Below are 13,716 nucleotides of genomic sequence, written 5' to 3'. Positions count from 1 at the left end.
CTAAAGGCCATTCAGACGTTGCCGGGCATGTTCCAGGCGCAGCTGTTTGGCCTCCATCTCCTGTAGTTGTCGTCGTATCCCATCGATATGTTCTTTGGCGGCGCGTCGGGCCAAGTCAGCTTGGCCTTGCGTGACGGCATTGCATAAACGCGCATGTTGTCTGTCCAACCTGCGTTTGGAGTCATGGTCGGGATACAGGTGCTGCACGGACACGCGCACCGTAGATAACATCAAATCGTTGAACAGGCTGATCATATGTACCAGCACCGGGTTGTGCGAGGCCTCACAGATTGCCGCATGAAAAGCATGATCTGCCCGCGCAACCTGTTCAGGCGCTGCATCCTGCATTTGCAGATCCTCCAGTTCCTGAAAGCGTCGTCGTATCATGATGTGATCGGCTTCCGTCCCCCTGGAGGCGGCTAGTTGAGCCGCCTCGCTTTCCAGCAGTTCACGCACTTCCAGCAAGTCATATAGAGTGCGCCCTTGCGCTTGAAGCAGGTGCTCCAGCGGCTTGCTGACGGCTGAATCAATGAGGTTGGCGACAAAGGAACCTTTGCCATGCCGGGTTTCAATCAAGCCGCGCACGCGCAGGATTTGTAGCCCTTCGCGCAGGGCCGATCGGGACACCGCCAGCCTTTGCGTCAGTTGCCGCTCGGAGGGCAGGACTTGTCCCGGTTTCAGGACGCCATCCATAATAAAAGTTTCGATGCGTTGGGCGACCAGCTCGGCGGTGACTTCCAAACGCTTGGGTTCCTGCATTTTCATTCGTGGTCAGACCAGTTTTATACCTGTGGAAATGATAACAAGCTGATTATCTATCTGTCTGATTTATAAGTATAAAGATAAACCCTAATACTCTCTTAGGGTAAAAACTGGTCGGACCAGTAGCCTGACGGCTGGACAAGCCAGCCCGCATCAAAGACCATCCGTTTCAGGAGACTTTAAAAGACAGGAGGCGTCATGAGCTTGCGCTACGACGAAAAACTGGACGGTGTGCTGCCCCGCGTGGACAGGATGCAGCTGCTTAGCCGTTTGCGTGATGATATTCCCGGCCTGGATGTGCTGCACACTGATGAGCAACTGCATCCTTACGAGTGTGATGGACTGAGTGTTTATCGCGCCAAACCCTTGCTGGTCGTTTTGCCCCGTAATGTGGAGCAGGTTCAGGCCGTGATGCGCTTGGCTCACGAAGTCGGCGTGCCGGTGGTGGCCCGTGGTGCGGGTACCGGCTTGTCGGGCGGTGCCATGCCTTTGGAGCAGGGTATTTTGCTGGTGATGGCGCGCTTGAACCAGATTCTGGATCTGGACCCTGTAGCCGGTATTGCTCGCGTTCAGCCCGGCGTGCGTAATATCGCGATCTCTCAGGCGGCCCAACCCTTTGGCTTGTATTACGCGCCGGACCCGTCTTCGCAGATTGCCTGTTCAATTGGTGGCAACGTAGCGGAAAACGCGGGCGGTGTGCACTGCCTGAAATATGGTCTGACCGTACACAATATCCTGCGCCTGGAAGTGATTACCGTCACAGGCGAACGATTGATTTTGGGCTCCGAAGCTCTGGATACGCCCGGCTTTGATTTGATGGCCCTGTTTACGGGTTCCGAAGGAATGCTGGGGGTAGTCACGGAAATTACTGTCAAGTTGCTGGCACGTCCCCCCTGTACGGTAGTGCTGCTGGCCAGCTTTGACGAAGTGGAAAAAGCAGCTGATGCCGTGGCGCAGATTATTGCCCAAGGCATTGTGCCGGCAGGGCTGGAGATGATGGATCAAATGTCCATCCGCGCAGCCGAGGACTTTATCCACGCTGGCTATCCCGTTGATGCACAAGCGATCTTGCTTTGCGAGATTGATGGCGCTTTGGAAGACGTGCAGGACGATGTGGCTCGTGTTGAGCAGGTTCTTTTCAAGGCCGGCGCGCAAGAAGTGCGGGTTGCGCGGGACGAGCAGGAGCGACAACGCTTCTGGGCCGGTCGTAAAAACGCCTTTCCCGCTGTAGGCCGGATTTCTCCCGACTATTACTGCATGGACGGCACCATTCCGCGTCGTCAGTTGGCTTATGTGCTGAAGAAAACTGCGGAGCTTTCCGAAGAGTACGGCCTGCGTGTCGCCAACGTGTTTCATGCAGGCGATGGCAATATGCACCCGCTGATTCTGTTCGATGCCAATCAACCTGGCGAGCTGGAGCGAGCCGAAGCCTTGGGCGGCAAGATTCTGGAATTGTGTGTGGAAGTCGGCGGCACAATTACGGGCGAGCACGGCGTAGGCAGAGAAAAAATCAATCAGATGTGTGTGCAGTTCAATGAAGACGAGCTGCAGTTTTTCCATGCGATTAAAGCTGCCTTTGATCCCAAAACCATGCTGAATCCCGGCAAGAACATTCCCACTTTGCATCGCTGTGCAGAAATGGGCGGCATGCACATCCATCACGGGCAATTGCCTTTCCCAGAGTTGGAGCGTTTCTGATGAGTACCGTAGAACATAAAAATCAGGATCGCAGCGCTGAATTGCTGGAGCAGGTCCAGCAAGCCTTGGCCACTAAAACCCCCTTGCGTTTGCAAGGCGGCAATACCAAAGCTTTTTTAGGCAAAGCCGTGCAGGGGCAAGAGCTGAGCCTGGCAGGCCATGATGGGGTGGTCGATTACGATCCGGCGGAATTGGTCGTCACGGTGCGTGCCGGGACTTCCGTGCAAGCGCTGGAAACGATCTTGAACGAGCAAGGCCAATGCCTGCCTTTTGAGCCGCCTCTGTTTGATGGCCGCGCCACTGTTGGTGGAGCCACCGCCTGTGGTCTGTCGGGACCGCGTCGTCCCTGGGTGGGCTCATTACGAGATTATGTACTGGGCTGCCGTTTGATCAGTGGCATGGGCACACATATGCGTTTTGGAGGCCAGGTCATGAAGAACGTCGCTGGTTATGACGTATCGCGACTGATGGTCGGCGCACAGGGTTCTTTGGGTGTGATTACCGAGGTGTCTTTCAAAGTCTTGCCTCGCCCACGTAGCCGTGCCAGCCTGGTTCTGGAGGTAGCCCAGCAGGAAATCGCCGGTTTATTACGCAGTTGGCGTGACCAAAGCCGTCCCATTACGGGCGCAGCTTGGCAGGACGGACGTTTGCATTTGCGTCTGGAAGGTGGCGACAGCTCGGTGCAATTGGCTCAAGAGCAAATCGGTGGGGAGGCTTTGGACTTGTCCTATTGGGACGATTTGTGCGAGCAGCGCCTGGAGTTCTTCAAGCAACCCGGCACCTTGTGGCGGATCGCCTTGCCAGTCGATGCCCCAGTGCACACATGGCCCGGCCAGGTTCTGGTGGATTGGGGTGGGACACAGCTGTGGCTGAAGTCCGATGCTGCTGCCGAGCAGATTCACGCGCAGGCTCAAGCTTTGAAAGGGCATGCCCGTTGCTGGTCCGGATCAGGTGCAGGGCAGGATGTCTTGCCCGAGTCCTTGTTGATATGGCATCAGCGTTTGAAACAACAGCTGGATCCTGCTGCCATTTTTAATCCAGGTCGTCTCTTTCCTTCGGCGGAGTCCACATGCAAACACAACTGACACCATGGGCTCAGCAACTACCGCAAGCCGAGCAAGCTGAAGCTATTTTGCGCTCCTGTGTGCATTGTGGGTTTTGCAATGCCACCTGTCCGACTTATCTGGACCAGGGCAACGAGCTGGACGGCCCCCGTGGCCGGATATACCTGATCAAGATGTTCCTGGAAGGCAAAGCGACCTCGGAGCTGACCCAGCATCACCTGGATCGTTGCCTGAGCTGCCGCAATTGTGAAACCACCTGTCCTTCGGGGGTGAAGTATCACAACTTGCTGGATATAGGTCGGGCCGCACTGGAGCCCAAAGTAAAGCGTCCCTTGAAGGACCGTGCCATGCGAGTCGCACTGACGCAGATTCTGCCAGAGCCTGCTCGAGTCAGTGCCTTGCTGGGGGTAGCGCGAACCATGCGTCCCTTGCTGCCATCTTCTTTACAGGAAAAAATCCCGCCCAAGCAAAATGCGGATTTGACACGACCCGCACAGCGGCACAGCAAGCGTGTCCTGATGCTGGAAGGCTGTGTTCAGCCAGCCATGGCGCCTTCCATTAATGCTGCGACGGCCCGGGTGTTGGATCGCTTGGGCATCAGCGTGACGCCCATCGCTCAGGCAGGCTGCTGTGGCGCTTCGTCTTTTCACTTGGGTGCGCAAGAACAGGGCCTGGAGCAGGCGCGTCGCAATATCGACGCCTGGTGGCCGCAGATCGAGCAGGGAGCTGTGGCGATTGTGCAGACCTCCAGCGGTTGCGGCGCTTTTGTGAAAGAGTACGTGGACCTGTTCAGGAACGATCCGGCCTACGCCGAGCGCGCTCGCCGCGTCAGTGAACTGGCCAAGGATCTGGTCGAAGTGCTGGAAGAGCAGCCTTTGGAAGAATGCCTGAACACGCAAACCCGTCCACGCCTGGCTTTCCATTGTCCGTGTACTTTGCAGCATGCGCAAAAACTGGGGGGGCGAGTTGAGGCCGTGTTGACTCGCCTGGGTTTTGATCTGGGCGCGGTGCCGGATAGCCATTTGTGCTGCGGTTCGGCGGGCACCTATTCATTGACTCAGCCCGAGATCGCAGGACGCCTGCGGGATCGCAAGATGGATGCGCTGGAAAGCAGCAAGCCTGACCTGATTGTCACGGCCAATATGGCCTGCGGGAATCATTTGAATGGAGCGGGTCGGACTGCGGTCAAGCATTGGATTGAGTTGGTGGATGAGTTTTTGAGCTGAGTTCGTTGGTCCGTCAGTGCTTATGTTCGTACGGGCTTCCAGTTAGACCAAACAGCATAGAGGGGGCGAATGCCCCCTCTGTTCGTTTGAATCCAAGATACAGGAAAACCATGGCATAGACACGCTGTTCTGACCTGTAATGGTCTTCAGTTCTACGTGCTTATATTCGGCACGAGCGCGATAGCGGATGAGCTTGTTGTCACCGCCCTGGATGCGTATCTAGGCTTATACCTCTGGCTAGTCTATCAACCATGACACGCAATCAAGGCTTGCCCCTGAAAGTAGCGTGCGAATTACAGGCTTGGACTGGGGGGGCTACTTCAGCTCACGTACCTTGCAACGAGTCTTTCCTAGCTCGTCCTCTCGGCAAGAGGTAGCCGCGGTGCCGTCGGCATCAAAATAAATTCCCATATTTTCTTTCTTGTTGTTGGGCGGGCCGAAGCGATTGGCCGGGTTTCTATTCTGCTCAAGCTGGGGCAGGCGGTTGCGCTCCAGTTGCTGTTCTCGTGCTGCTTGGCGAGCCTTTTCCTCATTGTTCATCGCCTTCTGGAAGTTTCTGCTGAACTCCGAGTCCTTGGCCGGATCTTTGGGTGTGGCTGCCGAGGGATTCGCTTCGCGCGGCATGACGGAGGTCGAGCGCAGCTTTTTAAGATCTTCAGTCGTGACGGAAAAGTCCGGAGAAGCCGCATGGCTGGCAACGGCGAGGAGACTGAGCAAGCCAACTGCAATAGGGTTCAGATATTTGCGCATCAGAATTTACTCGACGTGGATGAGGTTTGATTATCTATCGTTTAATGGACATTGCATGTTTTTTCGTCTGCATTCTATACAGAGGATTGATACGAGCACAAACGGAAACAGGGTGAGCCAGGTGCCTGTGGCTTAGCTAGATAGCACCATGCCTTGCAAGAGGCGATTGAACAGAATAATGTCACGAACGCACGCGGTCAGACGTTTAATGTGGTTTTCTGACATGGGCTTGGGAAAACGCATTTAGCCTTGCCGCGACGTAATATGTGCTGTGTATCCAGATAACACTTTAGGGAGGAGAGAAAATGAGCGGGCAAAAACAAGATCACAGTGCGTTTTTTTTAGTACGAACAGCCGCCATATCGCTAGTGCTTTGTATCGGAGGTGCAGCGGCTAATGCGGCGCCAGTGACGTTTTCTCATAAAGATTGGGATCTACGTTGCGATAACACGCTAGCCTGCCGCGCTGCCGGTTATGCGGCTGATGGTGAGGAGCTGGGTTCAACGGTGTTATTGACGCGTAAAGCGGGCAGTGGAGAGCCGGTGGCAAATAGAGTCATGCTTGCACACTACGACGATCCCGAGTGGCCAAAAGACTCATTGCCAGAACTTGTTATTGCGGGCCGTAAAGCCGGTTCACTGAGTGTTGCGGGTGACGAGTCTTGGCAAATGAGTGAGGCGCAGTTAGCCCAGTTTTTGGCAGCCTTGAAAAAAGACGCCGTAATTTCCTTTCGTGGGAATGGCAGCACTTATGCATTCTCGGGGGCTGGTTCAAGTGCCGTCTTGTTGAAAATGGATGACGTTCAAGGACGTGTCAATACGCCGGGGGCTATTCTGCGTAAGGGGAAGGGCAGCGAGTCTACGGTCAAGGCACCTATTGCTGCGCCAGTCATCAACCGTGCCCCGGTAGTGGATAAAAGCTTGCGCCCCATGACAGCGCAAGAGGACGCCCTGATAAGGCCTGTGCTGTTGAAGGTACTTGCCGCTGATGAAGAGCAATCCTGTAGTGCTGACATGCTGTCCGAGCCATGGGAAATCGCACGATTGAATCAGCAGTTCTCCCTGGTTGGCGCGCCTTGCTGGTTAGCCGCTTATAACGGTGGGGCAGCCTATTTTGTGATCAATAACAATATGCAGTCTGCTCCGGTGTTAGTGAGTACCAGCGCCACTGATTACGATAATGGAATGATCTCGTCCAGCATGAAGGGGCGGGGTTTGGGCGATTGCTGGAGTTACGAGGCATCGGTCTGGGATGGAACCGACTTTGTTGAAAGTGAACGCGGCGACACCGGGCGCTGTGCTCTGATTCGCGCTGGGGGTGCCTGGAATATTCCGGAGCATGTCAGCCAAGTGGTCGGGCCGTGAAGTTATAAAAACGTCACCGATGTGGCCTTGGAGTACTGATCCCCCCAGCTTTCGAGCCTGGGGGTTTATTTTTTTTTGTTCTCAGCTCGGCAATGGTATGTTGGTGAGCGGAGAAACCTAACGGTTTCTGGGCTGGCTTGCTATGGCCGCTGCATGTTTGGCATTGCTTGCTATATGCCAATTTTCATGAGGCCAGTCGTGGGGCTTTTTGGGGCCGTCTATGTGGAATAGCTGAAAGCGGGCGATTAATTGCTTCGGATGTCAGGAAGCTAAACCATTGATTCGATTAAATTATTGATTATTTTATTTCAATGGTTTTAGATTAGCTGGTGCCGATGAAAGGAATCGAACCCTCGACCTTCTCATTACGAATGAGCTGCTCTACCGACTGAGCTACATCGGCTAACCTAAGACGATAAGTATATCCTGTTTTTTTCGGGTTTGTAAATTCTGCGCACGCATTTGGGCTGCGGCGTGCTATGTTGGGCGTTTTCAGCCTGTGAAGGGGACGATGATGCTGGGGATCAAGATCAGTTTGGTGGTAGCGGCTTTCTTGCCTTGGTTGGCGGCGATTTGTGCCAAAGCCGGTGGGGCGGGCTTTACGAATCATGAGCCTCGTCCGTGGCTGGCCAGCCTGTCGGGCTGGCGTGGTCGGGCCAATGCAGCGCAGGCCAATGCGTTTGAGGCCTTACCGTTCTTTTACGCGGCTGTCTTGCTGGCCTTGTGGTCGGGGGCGGACGCTTTGCGCGTGCAAAACCTGATGATTTCCTGGATTGTGCTGCGCGTGCTGTATTTGCTGATGTACATAATGGACAAGGCCACCTTGCGTTCGCTGGTGTGGTTCCTGGCCTTGGCCGTCAATATATGGATTGTGTTCCTGCCCGTGCTGCGGACTTGATGAAATGAAGAAGGGCCTGTTCTGTGCTTTTGATCAAGCATGGAACAGGCCCTGGGATTGTTTGCTTGGACTATTGGCAGGCCAGCCGCAAAGCTGGCCTGTTTTTATTTGCCGTTGCTTTCTTGCTCTTCCGCTTCCACGCGGGCGCTGACGGCCGAAGGGAACAGGTCCCAGCAGGCAATGAACATGGCGGCGATCAGCGGGCCAATCACAAAGCCGTTCAGGCCGAAAATCGACAAGCCGCCCAGGGTGGAGATCAGGATCACGTAGTCCGGGATCTTGGTGTCTTTACCCACCAGCAGGGGGCGCAGCAGGTTGTCTACCAGGCCGATTACCAAAATACCAAAGGCGGTCAGGATGATGCCGGGAACGTAGTGGCCCGAGACAAAGAAGTAGATGGCAACCGGAGCCCAGATCAGCGAGGCGCCCACGGCAGGCAGCAAGGACAGCACGGCCATCAGCACACCCCAGAACAGTGCGCCTTGAATGTCCAGGAACCAGAACATGACCCCGCCCAGCGCACCTTGGGTGGCTGCCACAGCGATATTGCCTTTGACGGTAGCGCGTACCACAGTGGTGAATTTGCGGAACAGATGGGTTTTCTGGCCTTCGCTCAGTGGGATCAACTGGCGGTAATGACGACCCAGCTCCACGCCATCGCGCAGCAGGAAGAACAGCATGTACAGCATGATGCCCAGGCTGACCAGGAACTGGAAGGTGTTCTGGCCAACGTTCAGGGCTTGTTTCGTCAGGAACTGGCCGCCTTGCACGGCAAACTCAGAGAACTTCTCTTGCAGGGATGCAAAGTCATGCAGACCAAAACGAGCGGCAAAATCCGTCACGCTAGGGGGCAGGGCATTCAGTATTTTTTGCAGGTAGGCGCCCGGATTGAGCTGACCGCTATTCATCAAATCGTACAAAGAGGCGATTTGTTGAACCAGGGAAATGGAAATCAGGATGACCGGAATAATGACGATCAAAATGATGACCAGCAAACTGATCAGGGCAGATAGAGACCGCCGGCCTTTGGTTTTAGCCAGCAGTTTGCGTTGCAAAGGGGTAAACAAGATAGCCAGAACGGCACCCCAGAATACGGCCCCATAAAAGGGAAGAAGTATCCAGACAAAGGCAGCGGATACAGCGGCCAGCAAAAGCAAAAAGGTATGGAATTGTAGATTTGGCCGGGTGGACATGGAGTTTTTCCATTAGCGTGAATTTGAGCCGATTGTAAGGGGGAATCCTTACTATGAGCGTGAATCTTGGTATCTGTTTATTGGGTTTCTGTGGGCTTTAAAACACGCTTGTTTTGCATATTCTTGTCATATGAGTTTTGCGCGGCAGGAGAGCCCCAAAAGCTGCTTTAAGTATGAAGGGTAAGCTGGGGGCGCCTGCTTGCGGGTAGCGGCGCCAGCCGGGTTGATGCATGGGCTTGGGGCTTATTGCTCCGGTTGGCGAGCCAGCTGCAAGTAATAGCTGCTGCGCCAGACATGCTGGCTGCTGCGTTCGAACCAGCGATGGGTGTCTGTGATGCGCAAGGTGCGTGAGACATCATCATGGCTTTGTGGCGCGGCTAGAAGCTGACTGCGAACGGCGCTTAACAAATCAGCCAGGGCCTGGGCTCTGGCTTGTACTTGCTCCAGCCAATCACCAGGGGCTTGTCCGTGCAGGCCTTGCTGCGCCAGGGTATTTAGCTCTGTTGCCAGGGTTTGGGCTTGCTGGTAACGATTGTCCTGCAGGTCCGTGCTGGGCGGATGTTGCAGCCGGCTGCGCAGGCGCTGCATGTGGTCAATGGTGTGCAAGAGCGCGCTGATACGGGCGGCAACGGCGGGATCATCGGCAGCGCTGGGGATGCGTAATACAAATTCGTAGGCTTGATCCAGGACTGTCTCGATTTGCTGCAGGTCGGCAGTGGCGGTGCTGGGGGGGCTCATGTTCAGACTGTGCTGATACAGGTTCAGCAGGCGCTGGGCCAACTCTTCCAGGGTGCGTTGTGTGGTTTCCAGGGCCAGGGCCGGTACTTGCAGCAAGCTGTCGTCCAGATGGTGCTGGGGGCGGGCAGCCCGATCGGGTACCAGGCCTTGTACCCAGCGAGCAAACTGCTGGGTAAAGGGCAGGCACAAGGCAGCCCCCAGGCCGATGAACAGGCTGTGAAAGGCCGCCAGTCCCAATGCACCGGGAGGAACGTTGATATAGGAGCCTGTGGCGTACATGGCTTTCAGGAACAAGGGCAGGATCAGCAGCCCCAATAGACCGGCAATAACGTTGAACAGAATGTAGGCGATGGCCGTGCGTTTGGCGTAAATGGTGCCACCGATCGCAACCAGTACGCCGGTCAGGGTGGTGCCTATGGAGGCGCCCACGACAATGGCGGCGGCCTGGTCAAAGCTGACGGCACCGGCATCCAATGCGGTCAAGGTCATGGCGATTGCGGCGGTCGAGGATTGCAGCACGGCGGTTAGAGCCAGGCCAGTCAGCATGATCAACAAGTGTGCGCCATAGCCTCCTGTCGGCATATGGGCCAGGCTGAAGCTGGCTGCCAGCCCTTGCATGCCGTCTTGCAGCATGCCCAATCCAAGAAACAGAGTGCCAAAGCCTGCCAGTGCCCGACCCAGCTCTTTATAGCGACCGGGGGCGAGCAGTTTGAGCAGGGCACCCAAGCCGATCAACGGCAGGGTGTAAAAGCCCAGATTCACTTTCAGCCCCAGACCGGAGATGATCCAGCCGGTAGCGGTATTGCCCAGACTGGCGCCGATGACTACGCCTATGGCTTGTGTAAAGGAGATCAGGCCCGCACTGACAAAACCAATCAGTGTGACGGTGGTGGCGGTGGAGGATTGGGCCAGTGCGGTAATCAGGGCGCCGGAAACAAAGGCCTTGATGGGCCTGCCGGTAAACGCCAGCAGGATCTGCTTGAGAGAACCACCCGCAAAAGCCACCAGTCCTTCGGACAGCAGCATCATGCCAATCAGGAAAAGGCCAAGCCCCCCTAAAAAGGGGAAAAGAGTATCAAGCATAAAAGAGTGCAAGCAGCGAAATAATCGGCAGGTTCCGGCGCGACAGAGCGGGATAGAAATCAGGATGCTGCATTATCGCCAGTTACGCAGCCTATGGAGTGAAATACTTCAGTGTTGCAAACTGGACGTTTCTGGAAGCGTATGTTGCAAACACAGCGGTCATTCTCTTTTTTGTGTATAAGAGCGCTTGGGCTTCTATTGCAAAAGAGAGGGCAATGTGGATTTTCGTAAAAGTGTGAAGCTGGCTGCAGGGGCCATGCTGCTGGGTAGTTTGATGGCTGGCCAGGCACAGGCGGTGCAGATGTGGCATTCCGATACGGTCTTTGCGAATCAGGGAATGTGCGCTGCGAACTTTACTTTTGATTCCCAAATGGAGCCGGTGCAGCAGCTGAGGGTTCATATTCAGGTGCTAAGCAAGAAGAACAATAAGCTGGTGGCCGAGGATGTGATCGAGGTGGACGATTTTGGAAGTTCCAGTGCCGATCGCTATGCCACTGGTTATTGGTATAACGAAATCGCTTGCGATCAGAATTTGCGGGTGGTGGTGACGGGGGCGACTGCAGTGATGAATGGCGAGCGTGTTGATTTGTTGGCCAAGGATCTGCTGGAAGTGGAGAACTTCGTGCCGTATGAGATCAGCATTACACCCGCAGGAGCCAAGTAAGCGATTCTGGATAGTGATCTTGCAGACAAGGCCTCTTGAGCAATCAAGAGGCTTTTTTCATGAGGCCAGACGTAGAAAAGCCCAGCTACTTGCGTAGCTGGGCTTTTGTATTTTTGGCTCCCCGACCAGGGCTCGAACCTGGGACCTGCGGATTAACAGTCCGTCGCTCTACCGACTGAGCTATCGGGGACCAGCAAAGAAAATGATTATAGGGTAGGGCTACCGAGATTGTAAAGAGGTATTTTTTGAGAAATGTATTTTCATATACGCAAAACCGGATATGGCCTTGGCAATAGGCGTAAATCCTGATTTTTTCATTGGGAACATACCGTCTGGTCAATAAGGCTCATGAGCCCGTTTTGTAGCAAATGGTTGCAAGCCTTTTGTTTATTGGCTTTGCGACCGTTTAGCCCATTTTTTGCTGAATTCTCTGTAGGTGAAAAACTAGGGAAAATGCGTATGAAACCCAGTAAACACGCTGGATTCGGTTTATTGACACCAATATTGTTTATGTCTGAAATATAAATGCTTGCAGTATATGTGTCTCAACTATCAAGCCCCTTTCATCCCTGTCTCAGGGCTGATCTGTTGAGCAGTTTTGCTTCAAGAAATAGGAGGGGGTGCAGGGGATTGACGTCGGGAAATCAGCTTTTCAGGCGGTGGGACCCAGCACTTGATCAAGAGCCGGACAACGATAAGAAATCCGGCATTCAGACGTTTACAGAGAACAGAGAACATGAAAAAAACTATCTTGGCAGCCATGTTGATGCCTGTGTTGGCGGTTCCCGCATACGCCGCATCGAACGTGACCTTGTACGGCGTGGTGGATACAGGCCTGGGCTACGAGCAGTGGAAAGGGAGCGACCTGAAAGGCGGCGCAGAAAAACAAAGTCGTTTTGGTCTGTACGATCAGGGCTGGATGGGTAACCGCTGGGGCCTGATGGGCAGTGAAGATCTGGGTGGCGGTCTGAAAGCCAACTTCATGCTGGAGAGCGGCTTTGATCTGAGCGATGGCAATATGCGCCAGAACCGCTTGTTTGGTCGTCAAGCCACCTTGGGCCTGAGCGGCGAATCCTGGGGTCGTGTGGATCTGGGTCGTCAAACCACTGTGACTTCCCTGTACGTTGCCGGTGTAGCCAGTCCCTTTGGTGGCAACGGCTACCAGTACGGCGTGGGTGCTGCATTTGATGCGGCCAACACGGTTCGTTACGACAATATGGTCGCCTACCAGAGCCCCGAGTTCTCCGGCTTCCAGTTCGGTGCTGGCTATTCTTTCAACACCAACGGTGCACAAAAGTGGGATCGTAGCGGTTTGACTGGCAATGCCATCAACAGCGATGACGCTAACGTGAAAGCCTTTAGCGTGGCCATGCGTTACACCAATGGTCCTTTGAAAGCGGCCTTGAGCTTTGACCAGGCCCGTTATGGTTCGGCTCGTGAGCAAGGCGGCAACCTGGTTGCGGCTGAAAGCGGCAATGTCAGCGCCTGGAACCTGGCTGCCAGCTACAAATTCAGCTTTGCTACCTTGCACGCTGCTTTTGGCCAAAGCCGTAATGGTTACATCGGTGGCTCGCTGCAAACCGAACAGTTTGGTCCCGGACTGCACAAAGACCTGAAGGTTAACTCCTACGCGCTGGGCGTGACTGTTCCTGCAGGCAAGGCCGGCTCGGTTCTGGCTTCCTGGACCATGGCTGATCCACGCTCGACTCCACGCAGTACTGATGATGCCAAGACCCAGCACGTATTTAGCGCTGGCTACCTGCACAACCTGTCCAAGCGCACCAATCTGTACGCGATTGGCTCGTACGCTCGCAACATCGGCTACTACAGCGATCTGAAGAGCACGGTTGCCACGGTCGGTATCACGCACCGTTTCTGATCTTTCTGACTGATTCTGCCAGCTCCGGGTCGACGTAGTGCGTTAGCAGCGGCGGCATCGTCCCGGGCAGGGGCTAGGTCAGGGGAAAAGAGCCACAGCGGGGCTGCATCAACATGCAGTCCCGCTGTCTTTTTGGCTGAAGGATTTTGTTTGTCCAAATGTTAATGGCGCCGTTGCTTCGTGATGGGATAGACGCGTTTTGCAGGGACAAAAAAAATCAGCCCAAAGCAAATGCTATGGGCTGATTTCAATGGTTTTCTTGGCTCCCCGACCAGGGCTCGAACCTGGGACCTGCGGATTAACAGTCCGTCGCTCTACCGACTGAGCTATCGGGGACCAGAGAAAAAGAATATAGCATGTATTTTGCGAAATGTGCAAGTTTTCATGGAGGGGCAGC

At 54.7% G+C, this 13,716-nt stretch carries 11 protein-coding genes and 3 tRNA genes; 7 read left to right on the top strand and 7 right to left on the bottom strand.

Annotation, left to right across the window (positions count from 1 at the left end; translation table 11 throughout):
• Nucleotides 1-765 (bottom strand): transcriptional regulator GlcC, encoded by a 765-nt coding sequence (glcC, locus tag D0C27_RS17195; protein ID WP_051316371.1) that lies wholly within the window; start codon nucleotides 763-765, stop codon nucleotides 1-3.
• A 195-nt stretch (nucleotides 766-960) separates the two neighbouring features.
• Between glcC and glcD the strand changes: the two genes are divergently transcribed.
• Genes glcD through glcF form a run of 3 tightly spaced genes read left to right on the top strand, consistent with a single transcriptional unit; the run spans nucleotide 961 to nucleotide 4,750 of the window.
• Nucleotides 961-2,460 (top strand): glycolate oxidase subunit GlcD, encoded by a 1,500-nt coding sequence (gene glcD / locus D0C27_RS17190; RefSeq protein ID WP_035268958.1) that lies wholly within the window; start codon nucleotides 961-963, stop codon nucleotides 2,458-2,460.
• Nucleotides 2,460-3,545: a glycolate oxidase subunit GlcE gene (glcE, locus tag D0C27_RS17185; RefSeq protein ID WP_137431371.1), complete on the top strand. Its 1,086-nt coding sequence runs from the start codon at nucleotides 2,460-2,462 to the stop codon at nucleotides 3,543-3,545. Before glcD ends, glcE begins: the two co-directional genes overlap by 1 nt.
• Nucleotides 3,530-4,750: a glycolate oxidase subunit GlcF gene (gene glcF / locus D0C27_RS17180; protein ID WP_137431370.1), complete on the top strand. Its 1,221-nt coding sequence runs from the start codon at nucleotides 3,530-3,532 to the stop codon at nucleotides 4,748-4,750. The genes glcE and glcF overlap by 16 nt, the downstream gene beginning before the upstream one ends.
• A 315-nt stretch (nucleotides 4,751-5,065) precedes the next feature.
• Here glcF and D0C27_RS17175 read toward each other — a convergent pair whose 3' ends face one another.
• Complete coding sequence (locus tag D0C27_RS17175) at nucleotides 5,066-5,500, bottom strand: hypothetical protein (RefSeq protein ID WP_060186829.1); 435 nt, start codon at nucleotides 5,498-5,500, stop codon at nucleotides 5,066-5,068.
• A gap of 305 nt (nucleotides 5,501-5,805) precedes the next feature.
• On the opposite strand from D0C27_RS17175, the gene D0C27_RS17170 reads away from it, so the two are divergent.
• On the top strand, nucleotides 5,806-6,864 hold the full coding sequence (locus tag D0C27_RS17170) for a DUF1176 domain-containing protein (RefSeq protein ID WP_170978595.1): 1,059 nt from the start codon (nucleotides 5,806-5,808) through the stop codon (nucleotides 6,862-6,864).
• Between the two features lie 327 nt (nucleotides 6,865-7,191).
• Here D0C27_RS17170 and D0C27_RS17165 read toward each other — a convergent pair.
• Nucleotides 7,192-7,267 (bottom strand) — tRNA-Thr (locus tag D0C27_RS17165).
• A gap of 111 nt (nucleotides 7,268-7,378) precedes the next feature.
• Between D0C27_RS17165 and D0C27_RS17160 the strand changes: the two genes are divergently transcribed.
• Complete coding sequence (locus D0C27_RS17160) at nucleotides 7,379-7,762, top strand: MAPEG family protein (RefSeq protein ID WP_021446846.1); 384 nt, start codon at nucleotides 7,379-7,381, stop codon at nucleotides 7,760-7,762.
• A gap of 104 nt (nucleotides 7,763-7,866) precedes the next feature.
• On the opposite strand, the gene D0C27_RS17155 is transcribed toward D0C27_RS17160, so the two are convergent.
• Entirely contained in the window at nucleotides 7,867-8,955 is a 1,089-nt protein-coding gene (locus tag D0C27_RS17155) for an AI-2E family transporter (RefSeq protein WP_035268966.1), read from the bottom strand.
• A gap of 243 nt (nucleotides 8,956-9,198) precedes the next feature.
• Entirely contained in the window at nucleotides 9,199-10,776 is a 1,578-nt protein-coding gene (locus D0C27_RS17150) for a Na/Pi cotransporter family protein (RefSeq protein WP_170978594.1), read from the bottom strand.
• A 217-nt stretch (nucleotides 10,777-10,993) separates the two neighbouring features.
• On the opposite strand from D0C27_RS17150, the gene D0C27_RS17145 reads away from it, so the two are divergent.
• Entirely contained in the window at nucleotides 10,994-11,440 is a 447-nt protein-coding gene (locus tag D0C27_RS17145; protein ID WP_035268971.1) for an IrmA family protein, read from the top strand.
• Nucleotides 11,441-11,554: 114 nt separating this feature from the next.
• On the opposite strand, the gene D0C27_RS17140 is transcribed toward D0C27_RS17145, so the two are convergent.
• Nucleotides 11,555-11,630 (bottom strand) — tRNA-Asn (locus D0C27_RS17140).
• A gap of 546 nt (nucleotides 11,631-12,176) precedes the next feature.
• Between D0C27_RS17140 and D0C27_RS17135 the strand changes: the two genes are divergently transcribed.
• Nucleotides 12,177-13,319: a porin gene (locus D0C27_RS17135; RefSeq protein WP_035268974.1), complete on the top strand. Its 1,143-nt coding sequence runs from the start codon at nucleotides 12,177-12,179 to the stop codon at nucleotides 13,317-13,319.
• 260 nt (nucleotides 13,320-13,579) lie between these two features.
• On the opposite strand, the gene D0C27_RS17130 is transcribed toward D0C27_RS17135, so the two are convergent.
• Nucleotides 13,580-13,655, bottom strand: a tRNA-Asn gene (locus tag D0C27_RS17130).
• Nucleotides 13,656-13,716: the final 61 nt, after the last annotated feature.

This window comes from Alcaligenes faecalis, from assembly GCF_005311025.1.
Classification (GTDB): domain Bacteria; phylum Pseudomonadota; class Gammaproteobacteria; order Burkholderiales; family Burkholderiaceae_B; genus Alcaligenes; species Alcaligenes phenolicus.
Note: the sequence above shows the minus strand (reverse complement) of the source record. Positions and strands in the feature narration are given on the sequence as shown.

Coding starts and splice junctions, on each gene's coding strand:
- D0C27_RS17160 (WP_021446846.1), top strand. CDS start 7,379: ATGCTGGGGATCAAGATCAGTTTGGTGGTAGCGGCTTTCTTGCCTTGG.
- D0C27_RS17175 (WP_060186829.1), bottom strand. CDS start 5,500: ATGCGCAAATATCTGAACCCTATTGCAGTTGGCTTGCTCAGTCTCCTC.
- D0C27_RS17135 (WP_035268974.1), top strand. CDS start 12,177: ATGAAAAAAACTATCTTGGCAGCCATGTTGATGCCTGTGTTGGCGGTT.
- glcE (WP_137431371.1), top strand. CDS start 2,460: ATGAGTACCGTAGAACATAAAAATCAGGATCGCAGCGCTGAATTGCTG.
- D0C27_RS17155 (WP_035268966.1), bottom strand. CDS start 8,955: ATGTCCACCCGGCCAAATCTACAATTCCATACCTTTTTGCTTTTGCTG.
- D0C27_RS17170 (WP_170978595.1), top strand. CDS start 5,806: ATGAGCGGGCAAAAACAAGATCACAGTGCGTTTTTTTTAGTACGAACA.
- glcC (WP_051316371.1), bottom strand. CDS start 765: ATGAAAATGCAGGAACCCAAGCGTTTGGAAGTCACCGCCGAGCTGGTC.
- glcF (WP_137431370.1), top strand. CDS start 3,530: ATGCAAACACAACTGACACCATGGGCTCAGCAACTACCGCAAGCCGAG.
- D0C27_RS17150 (WP_170978594.1), bottom strand. CDS start 10,776: ATGCTTGATACTCTTTTCCCCTTTTTAGGGGGGCTTGGCCTTTTCCTG.
- glcD (WP_035268958.1), top strand. CDS start 961: ATGAGCTTGCGCTACGACGAAAAACTGGACGGTGTGCTGCCCCGCGTG.